Raw genomic sequence first — 18,367 nt, forward strand, 5'->3', positions numbered from 1 at the left:
GTACCCGGGGCGCCGCGCGGCGACGCGGCGGCCGGGACGATCATGGGCGGCCGTTGACCATTCCGGGCGTCAGCCCTGGGCGCGGCGGGCGCGGGCCCGGCGCTTGCCCTCGTGCATCGCCTGGACGCGGGCGATCGGGATGGTGTGCCCCTCCTCGACCAGGTCGGCGGGGAGCGGGCGCGCGGCGGGCATCAGCTCGGCCCAGGGGTCGCCATCGGCGAGCAGGCGGGCCGCCGTGCGGACGGTGAAGGCGTGGGGATCGGCGGCGTCGAGGTCGTCCCAGGGGACGGGGAACGACACCGGGGTGCCGGGCCGGATGCGCGGGCTGTAGGCGGCGGCGACGGTCGCGCCGCCCGCCCGGGTCGAGTCGAGGAAGACCTTGCCGGCGCGGTCCTCGCGGATGAACGCGGTGGTGGCGAGCGCCGGGTCGAGGCGTTCGGCGCGGGCCGCGAGCGCGCGGGTCGCCGCCGCGGCGTCGTCGGCGGCCGTCCGGCCGTCGAGCGGGACGAACACGTGCGCGCCCTTGGACCCGCTGGTCTTCACCGCGCCGTCGAGCCCGCAGTCGCCGAGCGCGCGGCGCACCAGGCGGGCGGCGCCGACGACGGCGGAGAACGGGCCGCCCTCGGGCGGGTCGATGTCGATCACGAGGTGGGTGGGGAGGGCGGGCTCGCCGGCGCGGACGAGCGGCGGGTGGTACTCGACCGCGCGCTGGTTGGCGAACCACAGCAGCGTCCGGCGGTCGTCGCACAGCGCGTAGGACACCTCGCGCTGCGACGTCTCGGCCCACACGGTGACGCGGCGCACCCACGGCGGCGTGTACTTGGGCAGGTTCTTCTGCATGAACGGCTTCTGGCCGCGCAGCACGCGGATGACCGACAGCGGACGGCCCGCCAGCCGCGGGACGAGCCGGTCGGCGACGGCGTCGAGGTAGTCGACCAGGTCGCGCTTGGTCGCCTCGGCCCCGTCGAACAGCGGCTGGTCGAGATTGGTCAGCCGGACCCCGTCCCGCTCCTCTTCTGCGCTCACACCCCCACCTTCGCACGCGCCTCCGACAGGCCGGTCGGGTAGCGTCGGGGCGTGTACATACCCGCCCATTTCTCGGCCGATGACACCGCGGTCCGCGAGCTGCTCCACGGCTGTGGCGCGGCCGACCTCGTCACGAGCACGCCGCGCGGCCTCGTCGCGACGTTCCTGCCCGTGCTCTACGAGCCGGACGCCGGCGAGCACGGCGCGCTGCTTGCGCACGTCGCCCGCAACAACGAGCAGTGGAAAGAGCCCGCGCAGGGCGAGTCGCTGTTCATCGTGCACGGGCCCGACGCGTACGTGACGCCGTCGTGGTACGCGTCCAAGGCCGAGCACGGGCGGGTCGTGCCGACGTGGAACTACCTCACCGCGCACGTCTACGGGCGGCTGGTCGTGCACGACGACCCGCAGTGGCTGGACTCGCTGGTGCGGCGGCTCACCGTCAAGCACGAGGCGGGCCGGGCGGAGGCGTGGTCGGTGGACGACGCGCCGCCGGAGTACATCGCCGGCCAGCTGCGCGCGATCGTCGGCCTCGAGCTCGCCATCACCCGGATCGAGGCGAAGGCGAAGATGAGCCAGAACCGGCCGCGTGCCGACCGGGACGGCGTCGCCGCCGGCTACCTCGCCGACGGCGATCCGGTCATGGCCGAGGCCGTGCGCGCGGCCGCGCGGCCGGACGCGCCGAAGCGGTGAACGCCCGCACGGTCAGCCCGGTGCTCGTCGGCCGCGAGCGCGAGTCCGCCGCGCTCGACGCCGCCTTCCGCGCCGCCCGCGGCGGCACGCCCTCGGCGGTGCTGCTCGGCGGCGAGGCGGGGGTCGGCAAGACCCGCCTGGTGGGCGAGTTCGCCGCGCGCGCCCGCGCCGAGGGCGCGCGGGTGCTGCTCGGCGGCTGCCTGGAGCTCGGCACCGAGGGGCTGCCGTTCGCGCCGTTCACCGCGGCGCTGCGCGGGCTCGTCCGCGACCTCGGCGTGGACGGCGTGTGCGGGCTGCTGCCCGCCGGCGCGGGCGACGGCCTCGCCCGGCTGCTGCCCGACTTCGGCGACGCCGACGCGGGCGCGTTCACCGGCGAGGCGCGGGCCCGGCTGTTCGAGCTGGTGCTGACGCTGCTGGAGCGGCTCGCCGCGGCCGGCCCGGTGGTGCTGGTCGTCGAGGACGCGCACTGGGCGGACGCCTCGACCCGCGACCTGCTGACGTTCCTGGTCCGCAACCTGAGCGGCGGCGACGCGCTGCTGGTGGTCGTGACGTACCGGACCGACGAGCTGCACCGCGCGCATCCGCTGCGCCCCGTGCTCAGCGAGCTGGAGCGCGTCGAGCACGTCGCCCGGGTGGAGGTCGGGCGGCTCGGCCGGGACGAGGTGCGCGGCCTCGTCCGCGGCATCCTCGGCGCGGAGCCGCCGCCCGGCGCGCTCGCGGACGTGTTCGAGCGCAGCGAGGGCAACCCGCTGTTCGTCGAGGCGCTGGTCGGCTCCGGCGGCGGCCGTGACCTGCCGGAATCGCTGCGGGACCTGCTGCTCGGCGCCGTCCAGCGGCTGCCCGAGGACACCCAGGAGATCCTGCGGGTGGCGGCGGCCGGCGGCGCGCGGATCGACCACGAGCTGCTCGCGGCGGTCGCCGGGCTGGACGACCGGGAGCTGACCCGCGGGCTGCGGCCCGCCGTCGCGGCCAACACCCTCGTGGTCGACGGCGACGGCTACGCCTTCCGGCACGCGCTCATCCGCGAGGCCGTGCACGACGACCTGCTGCCCGGCGAGCGGACCCGGCTGCACGTCCGGTACGCGCGGGTCTTGGAGGAGCGCCCGGAGCTGATGCCGGACCGGGCGCGGGCCGTGACGCTGGCGCACCACTGGCATGCCGCGCACGACGTCGTGCAGGCGCTGACCTCGGCGTGGCGGGCCGTCGGCGAGACCCGCCGGGCGCTCGCCTACGCCGAGGCGCTGCGGATGGCCGCGCGGGTGCTGGAGCTGTGGGAGCGGGTGCCGGACGCGGCGCGGCGCATCGGCGTCCCGCACGTCCAGGTGATGGAGGAGGCCGTCACGCTGGCCGATCTCGCGGGCGAGCCCGAGACCGGGGTCCGGCTGGCGACGGAGGCGCTGCGGCACGAGGAGGCGGCCGGCGACCCGATGCGGACGGCCCGCCTCTACGAGCTGCGCGGCATGATGCGGCTGCGGGCGGGCAGCGACAAGGCCCCGGCCGACCTGCGCGAGGCGGCCCGGCTGGTGCCCGCCGACCCGCCGTCCGCGGCGCGCGCCCGGGTGCTCGCGACGCTCGCCACGAAGATCATCGGCCTGCAGGGCACCGGCCCGGAGTCGGACGCGGCGGCGCGGGAGGCGCTGGCGGTCGCGCGGGCCGTCGGCGAGACCGAGGTGGAGCTGTCCATCGAGCTGAACATGACCTGGCTCGACCTGTTCCGCGACGACGACCCCGAGGCGTTCTTCGCCCGGATCGGGCGGGTCGCCGCGCGGTCCTCGCAGGTCCGGGCGTTCGAGCCGCTGCTGCGCGCGTACACCAACCACTCCGACGTGCTGGAGATGTACGGGCGGCACGCGGAGGCCGCCGAGGTGGCCGCCGCGGGCATCGCCCGGGCGGAGGAGTACGGGCTGGCCCGGTCGGCGGGCGCGCACCTGTCGATCAACGCGGCGGAGCCGCTGGTCTCGCTCGGCCGGTGGGACGAGGCGCTCGCCGTGATCGGGCGGACGCTGCCGCGGACGTCGGCCGGCGTCATCCGGGCCGGGCTGCACAACCTGGGAGGGACGGTCGCGCTCGCCCGCGGTGAGGTCGCCACCGCCGAGCAGCATGCCGCGCAGGCGCCGGAGCTCATCGCGCGGGGCGCGGCCCGGCGCGCGCAGAACCTGTTCCCGGTGTGCCGGCTGGACGCGGCGATCGCGCTCGCGCAGGGGCGCCCGGCCGACGCCCTGGAGGCCCTCGGCCCGGTCCTCACCGACGTCGGCCTGCCCGACGACTCCCGGTACGCGCTGCCGGGGCTGGTGATGGCCGCGACCGCGTGCGCGGAGCTGGGCGACGCCGGGGCGCTGGCCGCGGTACGGGCCCGCCTGGAGGGGCTGCGGATCTACGGCCCGGTGCAGGCGGCGCACCGGCTGACGTTCGCCGCCGAGGCGGCGCGCGCCGAAGGCGCCGCGAACCGGGCCGCCTGGGACGCGGCGGCCGAGGCGTGGGACGCGCTGGACCGCCCCTACGAGACGGCGTTCGCGCTGGCCGGGGCCGGCGAGGCCGCCCTCGCCGCCGGCGACCGCGACCGCGCCGGCGCCGCGCTGCGCAGGGCCGCCGAGCTGGCGGACGGGCTGCGGGCCGTCCCGCTCCGCGACCGCGCCGGCGACCTCGCGCGCCGCGCCGGCATCGCCCTCGACGGCGAGCGCCCGTCCCCCGGGCTCGGCCTGACCCCGCGCGAGACCGAGGTGCTGCGGCTCGTCGCCGCCGGGCGCAGCAACCGGGAGATCGCCGAGGCGCTGTTCATCTCGGCGAAGACCGCCAGCGTGCACGTGTCGAACATCCTCGGCAAGCTCGGCGTGGCCGGGCGCGGCGAGGCCGCCGCCCGCGCCCACCGGCTGAGGCTGTTCGACTGAGCGTCAGGGGCCCGGGCGCAGCGGGACGATCCGGGTGGTGACGCGCGCGTGCGGGCGGTCGGCGGCGCCGACCGCGTGGCCGCAGGTGTGGGACGCGATGTCGCCGCCGACGTGCAGGCCGGTCGGGACGAGCCGGTTCGTCCGGAACGCCAGCGACGGGTCGCGCAGCATCGGGTTCGACCAGGGGATCACCTCCGCCAGCAGCGCGAACGTCGGGTCGATCACCTTGGTGACGCCGTCGTCGTCCACGACCTCCACCCAGGCGTGCACGACGTCGGGCAGCCCGACGACCCAGCCGATCCGGGTGGTGGCGGGCACGCCCTCCTCCCGGCACAGCCGCTCGATGTAGCGGCTGGCGGCGCCGCAGCCGGCGAAGCCGCGCGGGACGAGGTCCGGGTCGTCGCGCAGCTCGACGGGCAGCCGGAGGAAGCGCGGCTCGGCGCCCATGAACTCGCGGACGATCGCGCGCAGCACGGGCGAGCGCAGCACCGGGCAGTCGCCGACCGTCCGCAGCACCGCGGAGATCGCCATGGCGGGCCCGGACGACCGCGCCGTCGTCGCGGCGGCGTCGGGCGCGGCGCCGACCCGGCGGCCGCCGCGCCCCGGATGCGCCCGGACGTTGCGGACCGCCCCGCCGTAGGCGCCGGTGCGGGGACGCGCGAGGGCGTTGCGGGCGTCGGGGCGGCAGCCGTCCGGGTCGCCGCAGGCCACCCGGAGCTCGAACCGGGAGACGCGCGGCGCGATGAGGTCCTCGCAGGACGAGCGGGTCCAGCGCAGCAGGGACACGACGTCCCGCTCGACCGGCGTGCGCCCCGTCCCGGAGTACAGGGCGAGGTTGAACAGGTCGCGCGAGTCGAACCGCTCCCGGCCGGGCTCGCCGGTGCCGGGCAGGCCGTGCCGGGCGAGCGCGGTCAGCGTCCGGTCGTCGCAGGCGAGCATTTCCGCGGCCTCGGCGCGGCCGGTGTCGGGCCGGTGGTACTCGGGCGGGATGACGTAGAGGCCCTCCAGCGCGCGCAGCAGCCGCCGGTCCACGCCGCCGGCGGCGCCGCGGGACCGTGCCGTGCGGGCGGATCCGGTGCCCATGTCAGCGCATCACGATCCGGGAGCCGGACGGGTCGAGCGCGCGGCCGCGGCGCCGGCGGGCCGGCACGCCCTCGCGGACGTCCATGTCGAGCACCTCCGGATCACGCAGCGTGCGGGCGGCCTGGACGATGTAGGCGATCTGGCTTTCCAGCATGTGCACCACCGACCCGGAACCGACACTCGTGTTGGGCCCGTAGATGAGGAGATTCGGGAAACCTGCGACGGCCGTTCCCAGGTAGGCTCGCCTTCTCTCCCGCCGAGTCCCGTCCAGGTCCCGCTCAGTGGGACCTGTCACGCGCATCGGCGCGGCGAAGCGGGCCGCACTCGCGATCGACGGCCGTCCCGCCATGCCCGGTCACCTCCGGTCACTATTGGCGCTACGCCAATAGTGCCGGACGGGGCGGCACAAGGAAAGCCCCGGCCCGTCCGCAGGCGGACGGACCGGGGCCGGAGCCGGAGCCGGGCCTCACCCCGGCGGACGCCCCGGCACCATCGGCGTCAACTGCGCGATGTCGTAGCGGGCGCGCAGCCGCGCGATCGCGACGTTGTCCGGCGGGCCGTCCCCCAGCAGCTCGGCCAGTTCCTCCAGGTAGATCTCATGTCCGGTGGGCGTGACGAGGAACAGCATCCGGGCGGGCGCCGTCCCCGGGTTGGCGAACGCGTGCGGGCAGTCCGGCGGGACGAACATCACGCTCCCGGGGCCGCCCCGCGTCACCTTCGCCCCGTCCGCCCCCTCCCAGGAGCGCCAGTCCCGCGGCGTCCGCTCGGCCGGCTCGAACGCGAGCAGGTCCAGCTCCCCCTCCAGGACGTAGAACAGCTCCTCCGCCTCCGCGTGCACATGCGCGCCCACGTCGAACCCCGGCTGCACCACCGACTCGAACGCCGACCAGACCCGCGATCGGCCCGCCCCCACCTTGAGCGTCATCCCCGTGGTCCCGTTCGCGCCGCCCGCCCCTGGCGGCAGCACCAGTCCGTCGGTCATGCTCCCTCGCCCCCTCCATGGCCGCGAGTGGCCGTCGCTGTCCCGGTGGCCTCGAGGCTCCCGCGATCTACGATGGGCTGCCAGAGCAGGATCGGTACTGGTAGCAGCGCTACCAGTCGGGGGAGCCCGATGACCGACGAGGACGCGTCCGGCCGCCGCGCCGAGCTGGCCGCCTTCCTGCGCGCCCGGCGCTCCGGCCTCGCGCCGGCCGACGTCGGGCTGCCGCCCGGCCGGGGCCGCCGCCGCACCCCGGGGCTGCGCCGCGAGGAGCTCGCCCAGCTGTCCGGCGTCGGCCTCACCTGGTACACGTGGCTGGAGCAGGCCCGCGACATCCCCGCCTCGGCGCAGGTGGTGGACGCCCTGGCGCGCGCCCTGCGGCTCGGCCCGGCCGAGCACCGGCACCTGCGCGCCCTCGCCGACCTGCCGCCGCCTCCCCCGGTCCCGCCGCCCCCGGGCGCGCTCGGGCGCCTGCAGCGGCTCATCGACTCCGCCGCCCCCAGCCCGGCCGCCGTCTACGACCTGCACTACGACTACCTGGCCTGGAACCTGCCCTACTGCCGGGTCCGGCACGACCCCGCGTCCGTTCCGCCGGACCGCCGCAACCTGCTGTGGTTCGTCTTCACCGACCCGGGCGTCCGCGCGTCCCTGCCGCGCTGGTGGCACGTCGCCCGGTCCGTGCTCGGCCAGTTCCGCGCCGCCGCTGGCCGCCGTCCCGGCGACGCCCGGTTCACCGAGATCACCGAGGGGCTCACCGCGGCCAGCCCCGAGTTCGGGCAGTGGTGGCCCGACTACGCGGTCGGCGACTTCCGCCCGACGACCATCACCGTGACGCATCCGTCGGCGGGTCCGATCGAGCTGGAGCTGTTCCATCTCCATCCGTCCGACCACCCCGACTTCCGGGTGGTGACCGAGGTCCCCGCCTCCCCCGACGACCTGCGGAAGGTGCGGGCGGCGCTCACGAGCCGCTAGCGGGGCGCCACGGGGAATCAGGCTCGGTGGCGCGCGGCCGCTCGGCCACGCGCAGGGCGTAGGTGGGGGTGCCGGCGGCGACCGGGCCGAGGTAGGCGTGGCCCGTCAGGTGGCACCACGCGGGCAGGTCGATCGGGGCCGCGGGGTCGGAGGCGATCAGGTGCACGACCGTGCCGGGCGCCAGCTCCGCCACGTGCCCGCGCAGCTCCAGCAGGAGGCGCACGCAGGAGCGGTCGCCGCCGTCGATGACCACCGGTTCCGCGCCCATCCGCCGTCCCCCTGTCCGCGCCTCGCGAAGCGAGCCATGCCCCTGGGGGAAATATAGGGCTTTGCGACGTGCGCATCACCCGCGGAACATCCCACGAGGGGCGATCGTTATGTCTACGGGCCCGTGTACCGGACGGTGCGCGACGGCCCGGACCGGAGCGCCGACGACGTCATCGAGTGAGTCCCGGCGCGTGCTTCGGAGAACGGCGCCCGCGAGGGCGCGGCCCGGCTCGGCCGGGTGCCGGATCTGGATTCGCGAGCGTCGTCCCAGGAACGTCCTGTGATGGCGCATGCGCATATCCGAAGCGACGAACCAGGACCAACGGGAAGTGAACGCGATGATCGGCGACATGAGGGAGCGGCGTCCCAGTCTTGACCATTTCTTTCAGGTTTCGTCCAGCTTTGGGGCTTACAGTCGCAGTGAAGCACCCCCAGATGTCACCCACGTGAGGAACCCGACCTTGGGGCGAGCCATGGATCTCGGAGCAGCGCGAGTGGAGAGCACGGAGACCTGCGGGACGGTGACCTTCCCCGCCGAGGTCGACCTGAGCAACGGCGAGGCCATCCTCGCCCAGTCCCTCGGGCTGCTCGACTCCGGAGTGCGCGCCCTCATCCTCGACCTGTCCGGCTGCACCTTCTGCGACTCCAACGCGCTGAACGTCATCCTGCGCTCGCAGATGCGCGCCTCCGAACTCGGCGTGCCGATGTGGGTGGTGCTGCCGCAGCGCGGCATCGTCCGCCGGATCGCCGAGATCGCGGGCCTGCCGCGCCGCGTCGCCATCGCGCCCGACGTGGCGACCGCGCGCGAGGCGCTCGCCCCCGTCCCGCACGGCTGACCCTCCCGAGCACCGGCGCCGTCGCGCGTCGCGCCACGGGCGGCGCGGCGCGCGATCTCTTTGCGCGATCTTGTGGTTCGCGGGATGCCGCGCGACCGCGGGCCGGGCATGGATCCCGGGGACCGCCGCGGAACGGGCGGGCGCGGACGGCGCGGACAGGCGGGAGCGGGACGCAGATGCAGGTGGAACCGACGGGCGCGCTCGGGCGCATCCCGATCCTGGATGTGGCGCCGGTGGTCGGGGGTGGCCGGTGGCCGGCCAAGGCCGTGGTGGGCGAGACGGTCGAGGTGTCGGCGACGGTGTTCCGTGAGGGGCACGAGATGCTGGGTGCGGCGGTGGTGCTGCGTTCGCCGGACGGGACCGAGCAGCCCGGTGCGCCGATGAGCGAGGTCGGTACGGGTCTGGACCGGTGGGCCGCGCGGGTGACGCCGACGCAGTTGGGCGAGTGGTCGTTCCGGGTCGAGGCGTGGGGCGACCCGATCGCGCACTGGCGGCACGACGCGCAGATCAAGATCCCGCGCGGCCAGGACGTCGAACTCATGCTCACCGAAGGCGCGGCCCTGTTCTCACGTGCGGCTCGCGGCGCCCCCGCGAAGGAGCGGCGGACGCTGGCGCGGCTGGCCCGCGTCCTGTCCGACCGGGACACCGACGCGCTCGCGCGGCTGGCCGCCGTCGAGCACCCGGACGTGGCCGATGTGCTGGAGCGGTATCCGTTGCGGGATCTGCTGACGGTGTCGGACTGGCACCCCCTGGTGGTGCACCGCCAACGCGCCCTGTACGGCGCCTGGTATGAGTTCTTCCCCCGCTCCGAAGGCGCCACCTTCGACCCGCTCGGGCGACGCGGGCCCATCACCGGAACGTTCCGCACCGCGATGAAACGCCTGCCCGCCATCGCCGACATGGGCTTCGACGTGGTCTACCTGCCCCCCATCCACCCCATCGGCACCACCCACCGCAAAGGCCCCAACAACACCCTGGACGCCGGCCCGTATGACCCCGGCTCCCCCTGGGCCATCGGCTCCCCCGACGGCGGCCACGACGCCGTCCACCCCGACCTGGGCACCATCGCCGACTTCGACGCCTTCGTCGCCTACGCCGCCGACCACGGCATCGAAATCGCCCTCGACCTGGCCCTGCAATGCTCCCCCGACCACCCCTGGGTCCACACCCACCCCGAATGGTTCACCACCCGCGCCGACGGCACCATCGCCTACGCCGAGAACCCGCCCAAGAAATACCAGGACATCTACCCCCTCAACTTCGACAACGACCCCAACGGCCTCTACACCGAAGTCAAACGGGTCATCCGGCACTGGATGGACCACGGCGTCCGGATCTTCCGCGTCGACAACCCCCACACCAAACCCGTCGACTTCTGGGAACGCCTCCTGGCCGACATCCACACCACCGACCCCGACGTCCTCTTCCTCGCCGAGGCCTTCACCCGCCCCGCCATGATGCACACCCTGGCCAAAATCGGATTCCACCAGTCCTACACCTACTTCACCTGGCGCAACTCCGCCGACGAACTCACCGACTACTTCACCGAACTCGCCGGTGACGCCGCCGCCTACATGCGGCCCAACGCCTTCACCAACACCCCCGACATCCTCAACGAATACCTCCAACACGGCGGCCGGCCCGCCTTCGAAATCCGCGCCATCCTCGCCGCCCTCCTCTCCCCCACCTGGGGCATCTACTCCGGCTACGAACTCTGCGAGAACACCCCCGTCCGCCCCGGCAGCGAGGAATACCGCGACTCCGAGAAATACCAGTACCGCCCCCGCGACTGGGAAGCCGCCGACCGCGACAACACCACCATCGCCCCCCTCATCGGCCAGCTGAACACGCTCCGCAAGCTGCATCCGGCCTTGCAGCAGCTCCGGAACCTGCGCTTTCACCACATCGACCAGCCGGAACTACTCGCCTTCTCCAAACGCCACATGGACGACGTGGTACTCGCGGTGGTCAACCTCAACCCCCACCAACCGCGCGAGGCCACCGTCCACCTCGACCTCACCGCACTCGGCCTCCCCAACGACCCCGAGCGGCCGTTCACCGTCATCGACCAGTTGGACGGCGAGACCTACACGTGGCGGCGGGCGAACTACGTCCGGCTCGATCCGCACGCGCGGCCCGCGCACGTCTTCACGATCCAGCGGGACGAGGAACGTCCCGGGCCGGACGAAGGCGGCGCGGCCGGTGCCCGCTCCGGCCGGACGGCGGGCGCGGGCCGCCCCGTCCGCGACTCCCTGCGCGCGGCGCGCAACCTGCTGCGGCCGGGCGGGAGCTGAGCGGAGGGCGGGACGGCCCGATGGCGGAACCGGCGCCGGTCAGGCCGGCTCGCCGAGCATCCGGCCGTCCAGGGACCGGCAGGCGGTGAACACCGAGCCGAGCCCCTCGCGGTCGATGATCTCGCGGAGCCGGGCGGGCAGCCCGGGCAGCGACAGGCAGCCGCCCTCGGCCGCTACCCGCCAGCGGATGCCGAGCAGCACCGGCAGCGGGTCGCAGCGCACCCCGATCCGGTCGCCCATCCGCACCATCAGGTGCCGCAGGTTCCTCTCGACCAGCGTGGTCAGCGTCTCGCCGAGCCGCCGGACGGTGACGGGGTCCAGCACCCCCGACAGGTGCACCACGGTGTGGTCGCCGTCGCCGGCCTCGGCGGTGGTGATGCGCAGGCCGGGCGCGGCGGCGGCCGGCGCCGGCGCGAACCCGGCGTCGGCCGGGTGCAGGGCCCGGATGGCGTCCAGCACGTGGCCGGTGTCGGCGGGCGCGGTCTCCCGGGGCGGCACGGGCGCCGCGGTGGCCGCCGCGACGTCCTCGAAGACCGGGACCAGGCTGGACAGGCCGGTGAGGTGCAGCGCGCGCCGCACGGGCATGGCCATCGCGGGCACCACGGCGCGCAGCGGGCAGCCGAGCAGCCGGGCGCGGGTCTCGGTGCGGGCGAGCAGCACCAGCCCGGACGCGTCCAGCAGGACCGAGTCGCCGAAGTCGACCACGACCCCCTTGCGCGGCCCGGGCGCGGCGGGGCCGTCCGGGGCGAGCGCGCCGCCGGCCAGCGACAGCGCCCGGCACACCCCCTCCCGGATCCCCGCGTAGTTGTGCCAGCTGATCTGCGCCGGCAGCCGCAGGACGACGAACCCTCGCCGGGTGTCCATCCGCAGGCCCGGCACGGCGGTGTCCTTCATCTGTCACATCCCGATCGGGGTGCTCGCGGCGGCACGGGCCGTCCTGGGCCTGGCGGCGGCCGGCGGTGCCGTGGCGGCCGCGGGTACGGGAGGGAGCGCGGTGCCGGCCGGGCCGTGCGGCCCCGGCGCCCGCCCGCCGTCCGGATAGGGCGGCCGGGCGCCGCGCACGACGCCCGTCAGCCGGGACGCCGCGAGGCGCTCGATCGTCCGGGCGTCGGGCCGCATCCCGAGGTGGGTGCAGCAGCACCACAGGTCGTCCACGCAACGGCGCACGTGCTCGGCCGGAATGTCGGCGAAGCGAGCGCGCAGCCGGGCCACGAGGTCATCGCGCGTCGGTACGACCGATGGCGACATCTCCCAGCGCTCCACTGTCCCTCCGATCGCTTTGGACGGGGCGGCGAGCCGCCCCGTCCGGGCTGGTCGTCAACTGCCCGCGCGGCAGGTTCTGAGCTTGGGATCGACCTACCCGGGGCCCGGGGCGAAAACGGTGCCGAAGCTAAAGGTCCGGGCATGACACGCCTGCCGGGCGGTAAGTCCCGCCGACCGTCGGCGACAGGCCGCGCCGGGGCCGGGCGCGACGGCCCGATTACAGAGAGTACTGAGATTTTTACGGATGGTTGCCTGTCGTGCACGTCCCCGCGACGGGCGGCGGGAATTGCTGATCTAGACGTCGCCGACACTCCGGGATGGCCCATGCACGCCCAGTCGAAGTACTTCACCTGCAGCACGTCCGGCCCGGTCACCGAGCCGGAGACCGGTCACGGCCCGGCGCGGGGCGCTCTTCCGGCGGAGTCCGCCCGGCCGGCGGCGGGCGCGATCCCCGACCCCTTCGACGAGGACGCGCCGCGGACGCCCCACTGGTTCAAGACGGCCGTGTTCTACGAGGTGTCGGTGCGCGGGTTCGCCGACTCCAACAACGACGGCTACGGCGACCTGCGCGGCCTCATCTCCAAACTCGACCACCTGGAATGGCTCGGCGTCGAGTGCCTGTGGCTGCTGCCCATCTACCAGTCACCGCTCAAAGACGGCGGCTACGACATCGCGAACTACACCAAGATCCTGCCCGACTTCGGGGAACTCGGCGATTTCGTCGAGCTCATCGAACAGGCCCATGCCCGCGGTATCAGGGTCATCGCGGACCTGGTGATGAACCACACCTCGGATCAGCACCCGTGGTTCGAGGCATCGCGAATGGACCCGGAGGGCCCGTTCGGCGACTTCTACATGTGGGAGGACACCGACGAGAAATACCCCGACGCCCGCGTCATCTTCGTCGACACCGAGCAGTCCAACTGGACCTACGACCCGGTCCGCGGCCAGTACTACTGGCACCGCTTCTTCTCCCACCAACCCGACCTCAACTACGACAACCCCGCCGTCCAGGACGCCATGCTCGAAGTCCTGCGCTTCTGGCTCGACCTGGGCATCGACGGCTTCCGCCTCGACGCCGTCCCCTACCTGTACGCCCGCGAAGGCACCAACTGCGAGAACCTCCCCGAAACCCACGCCTACCTCAAACGCGTCCGCGCCGAAGTCGACCGCCTCTACCCCGACCGCGTCCTACTCGCCGAAGCCAACCAATGGCCCGCCGACGTCGTCGAATACTTCGGCGACCCCGGCGCCGGCGGCGACGAATGCCACATGGCCTTCCACTTCCCCGTCATGCCCCGCATCTTCATGGCCGTCCGCCGCGAACAACGCTACCCCATCTCCGAAATCATGGCCCAAACCCCCAAAATCCCCGAATCCTGCCAATGGGGCATCTTCCTGCGCAACCACGACGAACTCACCCTGGAGATGGTCACCGACGAAGAACGCGACTACATGTACACCGAATACGCCAAAGACCCCCGCATGAAAGCCAACATCGGCATCCGCCGCCGCCTGGCACCCCTCCTGGACAACGACCGCAACCAACTCGAACTCTTCACCGCCCTGCTGCTCTCCCTCCCCGGCTCACCCGTCCTGTACTACGGCGACGAAATCGGCATGGGCGACAACATCTGGCTCGGCGACCGCGACGCCGTCCGCACCCCCATGCAATGGACCCCCGACCGCAACGCCGGCTTCTCCCAATGCGACCCCGCCCGCCTCTACCTCCCCGTCATCATGGACCCCATCTACGGCTACCAAGCCGTCAACGTCGAAGCACAGACCAACAACCCCGGATCACTCCTGCACTGGACCCGCAAAATGATCGAGATCCGGCAACGCCACCCCGTCTTCGGCGTCGGCTCCTACGTCGAACTCTCCGCCTCCAACCCCTCCGTCCTCGCCTTCACCCGCGAGATCGACGAGGCCGACGAGGCGCGCTGGGGCGGGATGGACACCGTGCTGTGCGTCGCGAACCTGTCGCGCTTCCCGCAGCCGGTCGAACTCGACATGCGGCGGTTCGAGGGCTACTCCCCCGTCGAGTGCATGGGCGGCGTGCAGTTCCCCGCCATCGGCGAACTGCCCTACCTGCTCACCCTCCCCGGCCACGGCTTCTACTGGTTCCAGCTCACGCCTCCGGACGAGGCGCCCGCCGACCCGCCCGCCGGTCCCGCGGCCGACACCGCCGGAACCGTGAGCGACACCGCCGCCGGCACCGCGCCGGACACGGGCGGCGAACCCGGGACCGGCGTGGAGAGGGACGGCTGACGGTGCTGCCACCCGAGCACGTCCTCACCCGGGATCTCGCGGCCTGGCTGCCCCGGCAGCGCTGGTTCGGCGGCAAGGACGCCCCGATCGAGGAGCTGTCCATCGCCATCGCCACCGAGCTCCGGGCGGGCGACCCGGGGCTGCACCACCTGGTCCTCGACGTCCGCCAGAACGGCGCGTCCGACCGGTACCAGGTGCTGCTCGGCGTCCGCCGCGACCTGCCGGACCGCCTCAGGTACGCGCGGATCGGCGCGCCGCCGGACGGCGGCGCGAAGGAGCAGGTGTACGACGCCGCGCACGACCCGGACCTGACCCGCACGCTGCTGGAGGACCTGGCCGCCGGTGCGTCGGTCGGCCCGCTGCGCTTCCGGCACGTCCCCGGGGCCCGCATCCGGACGGACCTGACGAGCCTGCCGATCACGGCGGAGCAGAGCAACACCTCGCTGCTGTTCGGCGACGACTACATCTGCAAGCTGTTCCGCCGGCTCAGCGACGGCATCAACCTCGACCTGGAGGTCAACCTGGCGCTGACACAGGCCGGCTGCGAGCACGTCCCGGCCGTGCACGGCTGGATCGAGCTGGAGGAAGCGGACGGCGCCGGCGGGGAGCCGGTCACGCTCGGCCTGCTGTCGGACTACCTGCGCACCGGTGCCGACGGCTGGAGCCTGGCGATCGCGAGCGTCCGGGACTGGTTCGCGCACACCACGCAGCCGGAGGAGGACGAGTGGGCGGAGCTGGACGCCAGCGCCGCCGGCGGCGACTTCGCCGCCGAGGCCGAGCGGCTCGGCGCCGCGACCGCGCAGGTGCACCGGGCGCTCGCCGACGCGTTCGGGGTGACGGTCGTCCCGGCCGACGAGATCCGCGCGATGGCCGCGCGGATGAACGCCGAGCTGACCGGGACGTGCCGGGACGTGCCCGGCCTCGCCCCGCACGCCAAGGCGCTCACCGGCGCCTTCATCGACCTGGCCGCGCAGGCCGGGCCGCTGGCCGTGCAGCGCGTGCACGGCGACTACCACCTCGGGCAGGTGCTGCGCTCGGAGTCGGGCTGGACGCTGCTGGACTTCGAGGGCGAGCCGGCCCGGACGCAGCGCGAGCGCCGCGCCCTGTCCCACCCGCTGCGCGACGTCGCCGGGATGCTGCGCTCGTTCGAGTACGCGGCGCGGTTCCTCATCACCAGGTCCGGGACGGTGCCGCTGGAGTCGGGCGGCCGCCTGGAGACGCGGGCGCACGCGTGGGCGGCGCGCAACCGGGCCGCGTTCTGCCGCGGCTACGCGGCGGCGGGCGGCGCGGACCCGGCCGCGCACGCGGTGCTGCTGCGCGCGTTCGAATTCGAGAAGGCGGTCTACGAGGTGCGCTACGAGGCGCGGAACCGGCCGGCCTGGCTGCCGGTGCCGCTGAAATCGCTGGCGCATCTGACCGCTTGATCAAGAGCACCGAACAGCGGCCTCAATTCCGCTCCATGATCATGCAAAATCGGCCGGTTCTCCCCCATTCAAGCACGATCACCGGGTACCCGAACTGTCGGCGGGATGATCAACCGACGAGGGAAAACGGAGAGCTCGAGAATGTGCATCGCACGCCACTCGCATCGGGACGGCACCGATCGCCGATCACGCACCGTCCGGTCCACCGGCCATACCGGGCGGCCGGTCCGAAAACATCGGGCGATCGCCATCGCCGTCACCGCGACCGCCGCCGGATTCGCCTTGGCGGTCCCGATGGGGGCACCGGCACGGGCGTCGCTCAATCCGACCGTGCTGAAGCGGCTCAACCTCGACGCCGCGACGCTGAGCAAGGTCAAGGCCTACGACCGGTACCGCACCAGGGTCGCCGAGCAGCGCACCGACGCCAGGCACGCGCTGGCGTTCGCGCGCCAGCAGATCGGCAAGCCGTACCGGTGGGGCGCGACGGGCCCGTCCAGCTACGACTGCTCGGGGCTGGCCATGGCCGCCTGGCGCAGGGCCGGCGTGAAGCTCCCGCGCGTCACCTACTCGCAGTACCGGGTGGTCGAGCGGAAGGTGGGCCTGGGCGATCTCAAGCCCGGCGACCTGGTCTTCTTCCACGGCCGGAGCCACGTCGGCATCTACGTCGGCCGCGGCCGCTTCCTGCACGCGCCGCACACCGGCGCGCGGGTCCGGGTGGACAAGCTGGGCGGTACCCGAAAACGGCAGTTCGCCGGCGCGGTACGGCCCGGGGCGCCGGCGAAGCGGACGTTCTCTCCGTCCATCCGCGAACTCGTCGACAAAATAGACAAAATGGCCGCACAGGATCGCGAGACGCAGCGGAAGCCGCCAGATAAGCAGCGGACCCCCCATCTTCCGCCACCCAACGACATGCCGGCCGGACACCCGGCGAAGGCCCCCGCGCACACCCCCGCACATTCCGCGGCCCAGGCACCGCGAAGCGACCACACGTCGATCCATAAGAAGCCTGCCAGACCGGACAGGGATCCGGCCCCGCGGCCGAGGCACGTGAAGCCCGCCGCGAAGCACCCGAACCACACGGACGCACCGCATGGAAGCGCCGGCAAGAATTCCCGGAACGACGCCGACTGGCAGTCCTGGACGCCCTTCGGGCACTCCGGGACCATGAAGGCTCCCGGCCACGTCCCCGGCTGATCCAGCCGATCCAGGTCACGTCTCCACCGGCACCCGCCCGCGCCGTCACCGACGCCATCGTGACGCCGCCCGCACGCCGCCATGGACGTCCGGACGTCCATGGCGGCACGCCGTTCGCTCCGCGGCCTTGACCTGGAGCACACTCCAGCTGCTTGGCTGGACGACCATGGAGTACACGCAGCTCGGCCGCACCGGCCTGAAGGTCAGCCGCCTCGTCCTCGGCACGATGAACTTCGGCCCGTTCACGGAGGAGGCCGACGGCCACGCCATCATGGACGCGGCGCTCGACGCGGGCGTCAACTTCTTCGACACCGCCAACGTCTACGGGTGGGGGAAGAACAAGGGCCGCACCGAGGAGATCATCGGCACCTGGTTCGCCCAGGGCGGCGGCCGCCGGGAGAAGACCGTCCTGGCGACGAAGGTCTACGGCGACATGGCCGCCGAGGACGACCCGTGGCCGAACCAGAGCCGGCTGTCGGCGCTGAACATCCGCCGCGCCTGCGAGGCGTCGCTGAAGCGGCTCGGCACCGACCACATCGACCTGTACCAGTTCCACCACATCGACCGCACGACGCCGTGGGACGAGATCTGGCAGGCCGTCGACGTCCTCGTCCAGCAGGGCAAGGTGCTGTACGCCGGGTCGTCGAACTTCCCCGGCTGGGGCATCGCGCAGGCGAACGAGGCGGCCGCGCGGCGCGGTTCGCTCGGCCTGGTCAGCGAGCAGTGCCTGTACAACCTGGCCGAGCGGCGCGCGGAGATGGAGGTGATCCCCGCGGCCGAGGCCTACGGCCTCGGCGTCATCCCGTGGTCGCCGCTGCACGGCGGCGTGCTCGGCGGCGTCCTGCGCAAGGAGAGCGAGGGCGGCACGTCCCGGTCCCGGTCGGGCCGCGCCGCGGAGATGCTGTCCGACCCGGCGGAGCGGGCGAGGATCCAGGCGTACGAGGACCTGTGCGACAAGCACGGCGTCGCCCCCGGCGACGCCGGCCTCGCCTGGCTGCTGACCCGCCCCGGCGTCACCGGCCCGATCGTCGGCCCCCGCGTCCGGGACCAGCTCGACTCCGCGCTGCGCGCCGTCGAGCTGGAGCTCTCCGCGGAGTTCCTGGCCGCCCTCGACGAGATCTTCCCCGGCCCCGGCGCCGCCCCGGAGGCGTTCGCCTGGTAACGAAGGCGGCAAACGATC

Annotated in this window: 16 protein-coding genes; 9 read left to right on the forward strand and 7 right to left on the reverse strand. The window is 73.8% G+C overall.

Going from position 1 to position 18,367, the window contains the following annotated elements; translation table 11 throughout:
- Positions 1 to 69 precede the first annotated feature (69 nt).
- Entirely contained in the window at positions 70 to 1,026 is a 957-nt protein-coding gene (locus ACA514_RS01915; RefSeq protein WP_375039197.1) for a DNA polymerase domain-containing protein, read from the reverse strand.
- 51 nt (positions 1,027 to 1,077) lie between these two features.
- On the opposite strand from ACA514_RS01915, the gene ACA514_RS01920 reads away from it, so the two are divergent.
- A complete protein-coding gene (locus ACA514_RS01920; RefSeq protein WP_375039198.1) occupies positions 1,078 to 1,716 on the forward strand; it encodes an FMN-binding negative transcriptional regulator in 639 nt (212 codons plus the stop codon).
- Entirely contained in the window at positions 1,713 to 4,604 is a 2,892-nt protein-coding gene (locus ACA514_RS01925) for an AAA family ATPase (protein WP_375039199.1), read from the forward strand. The genes ACA514_RS01920 and ACA514_RS01925 overlap by 4 nt, the downstream gene beginning before the upstream one ends.
- A 3-nt stretch (positions 4,605 to 4,607) precedes the next feature.
- Here ACA514_RS01925 and ACA514_RS01930 read toward each other — a convergent pair whose 3' ends face one another.
- From ACA514_RS01930 to ACA514_RS01940, 3 genes are all read right to left on the reverse strand, one after another.
- The gene (locus ACA514_RS01930; RefSeq protein WP_375039200.1) at positions 4,608 to 5,687 is read right to left on the reverse strand and encodes a hypothetical protein; all 1,080 of its coding nucleotides are present in this window, start codon (positions 5,685 to 5,687) and stop codon (positions 4,608 to 4,610) included.
- 1 nt (position 5,688) lies between these two features.
- Positions 5,689 to 5,841 (reverse strand): hypothetical protein, encoded by a 153-nt coding sequence (locus ACA514_RS01935; protein ID WP_375039201.1) that lies wholly within the window; start codon positions 5,839 to 5,841, stop codon positions 5,689 to 5,691.
- 312 nt (positions 5,842 to 6,153) lie between these two features.
- Entirely contained in the window at positions 6,154 to 6,669 is a 516-nt protein-coding gene (locus ACA514_RS01940; RefSeq protein WP_375039202.1) for a cupin domain-containing protein, read from the reverse strand.
- Positions 6,670 to 6,798: 129 nt separating this feature from the next.
- On the opposite strand from ACA514_RS01940, the gene ACA514_RS01945 reads away from it, so the two are divergent.
- Positions 6,799 to 7,638: a helix-turn-helix transcriptional regulator gene (locus ACA514_RS01945; protein ID WP_375039203.1), complete on the forward strand. Its 840-nt coding sequence runs from the start codon at positions 6,799 to 6,801 to the stop codon at positions 7,636 to 7,638.
- Here the strand turns inward: ACA514_RS01945 and ACA514_RS01950 are convergent.
- Positions 7,625 to 7,906 carry a sulfurtransferase TusA family protein gene (locus ACA514_RS01950; RefSeq protein ID WP_375039204.1) on the reverse strand — a complete coding sequence of 94 codons (282 nt, stop codon included), beginning with the start codon at positions 7,904 to 7,906 and terminating at the stop codon, positions 7,625 to 7,627. The two genes, ACA514_RS01945 and ACA514_RS01950, sit on opposite strands and share 14 nt — an antisense overlap.
- A gap of 493 nt (positions 7,907 to 8,399) precedes the next feature.
- Between ACA514_RS01950 and ACA514_RS01955 the strand changes: the two genes are divergently transcribed.
- Both ACA514_RS01955 and ACA514_RS01960 read left to right on the forward strand, forming a co-directional pair.
- Positions 8,400 to 8,741, forward strand: a complete 342-nt coding sequence (locus ACA514_RS01955; protein ID WP_375039205.1) for an STAS domain-containing protein — start codon at positions 8,400 to 8,402, stop codon at positions 8,739 to 8,741.
- Positions 8,742 to 8,917: 176 nt separating this feature from the next.
- Positions 8,918 to 11,035, forward strand: coding sequence for an alpha-1,4-glucan--maltose-1-phosphate maltosyltransferase (locus ACA514_RS01960; protein ID WP_375039206.1), 2,118 nt, complete (start codon positions 8,918 to 8,920; stop codon positions 11,033 to 11,035).
- Positions 11,036 to 11,074: 39 nt separating this feature from the next.
- Here the strand turns inward: ACA514_RS01960 and ACA514_RS01965 are convergent, their stop codons facing one another.
- Positions 11,075 to 11,929, reverse strand: coding sequence for an STAS domain-containing protein (locus ACA514_RS01965; protein ID WP_375039207.1), 855 nt, complete (start codon positions 11,927 to 11,929; stop codon positions 11,075 to 11,077).
- Between the two features lie 3 nt (positions 11,930 to 11,932).
- A complete protein-coding gene (locus ACA514_RS01970; protein ID WP_375039208.1) occupies positions 11,933 to 12,283 on the reverse strand; it encodes a hypothetical protein in 351 nt (116 codons plus the stop codon).
- A 339-nt stretch (positions 12,284 to 12,622) separates the two neighbouring features.
- On the opposite strand from ACA514_RS01970, the gene treS reads away from it, so the two are divergent.
- The 4 genes from treS to ACA514_RS01990 all read left to right on the forward strand — a co-directional run bounded on the left by treS (position 12,623) and on the right by ACA514_RS01990 (position 18,349).
- On the forward strand, positions 12,623 to 14,569 hold the full coding sequence (treS, locus tag ACA514_RS01975; protein WP_375039209.1) for a maltose alpha-D-glucosyltransferase: 1,947 nt from the start codon (positions 12,623 to 12,625) through the stop codon (positions 14,567 to 14,569).
- 2 nt (positions 14,570 to 14,571) lie between these two features.
- Positions 14,572 to 15,993 (forward strand): aminoglycoside phosphotransferase, encoded by a 1,422-nt coding sequence (locus tag ACA514_RS01980; protein WP_375039210.1) that lies wholly within the window; start codon positions 14,572 to 14,574, stop codon positions 15,991 to 15,993.
- A 330-nt stretch (positions 15,994 to 16,323) separates the two neighbouring features.
- A complete protein-coding gene (locus ACA514_RS01985; RefSeq protein WP_375039211.1) occupies positions 16,324 to 17,187 on the forward strand; it encodes a C40 family peptidase in 864 nt (287 codons plus the stop codon).
- A gap of 166 nt (positions 17,188 to 17,353) precedes the next feature.
- Positions 17,354 to 18,349 carry an aldo/keto reductase gene (locus tag ACA514_RS01990; RefSeq protein WP_375039379.1) on the forward strand — a complete coding sequence of 332 codons (996 nt, stop codon included), beginning with the start codon at positions 17,354 to 17,356 and terminating at the stop codon, positions 18,347 to 18,349.
- The last annotated feature ends 18 nt before the right edge of the window (positions 18,350 to 18,367 follow it).

The organism is Actinomadura sp. NTSP31, assembly GCF_041951385.1.
GTDB classification, from domain to species: Bacteria; Actinomycetota; Actinomycetes; order Streptosporangiales; family Streptosporangiaceae; genus Spirillospora; species Spirillospora napierensis.

Excerpts from the sequence above, each read along its gene's own strand:
- ACA514_RS01930 (WP_375039200.1), bottom strand. The coding sequence starts at position 5,687 with ATGGGCACCGGATCCGCCCGCACGGCACGGTCCCGCGGCGCCGCCGGC.
- ACA514_RS01935 (WP_375039201.1), bottom strand. The coding sequence starts at position 5,841 with ATGCTGGAAAGCCAGATCGCCTACATCGTCCAGGCCGCCCGCACGCTG.
- ACA514_RS01940 (WP_375039202.1), bottom strand. The coding sequence starts at position 6,669 with ATGACCGACGGACTGGTGCTGCCGCCAGGGGCGGGCGGCGCGAACGGG.
- ACA514_RS01945 (WP_375039203.1), top strand. The coding sequence starts at position 6,799 with ATGACCGACGAGGACGCGTCCGGCCGCCGCGCCGAGCTGGCCGCCTTC.
- ACA514_RS01950 (WP_375039204.1), bottom strand. The coding sequence starts at position 7,906 with ATGGGCGCGGAACCGGTGGTCATCGACGGCGGCGACCGCTCCTGCGTG.
- ACA514_RS01960 (WP_375039206.1), top strand. The coding sequence starts at position 8,918 with ATGCAGGTGGAACCGACGGGCGCGCTCGGGCGCATCCCGATCCTGGAT.
- ACA514_RS01965 (WP_375039207.1), bottom strand. The coding sequence starts at position 11,929 with ATGAAGGACACCGCCGTGCCGGGCCTGCGGATGGACACCCGGCGAGGG.
- ACA514_RS01970 (WP_375039208.1), bottom strand. The coding sequence starts at position 12,283 with ATGTCGCCATCGGTCGTACCGACGCGCGATGACCTCGTGGCCCGGCTG.
- treS (WP_375039209.1), top strand. The coding sequence starts at position 12,623 with ATGCACGCCCAGTCGAAGTACTTCACCTGCAGCACGTCCGGCCCGGTC.
- ACA514_RS01990 (WP_375039379.1), top strand. The coding sequence starts at position 17,354 with ATGGAGTACACGCAGCTCGGCCGCACCGGCCTGAAGGTCAGCCGCCTC.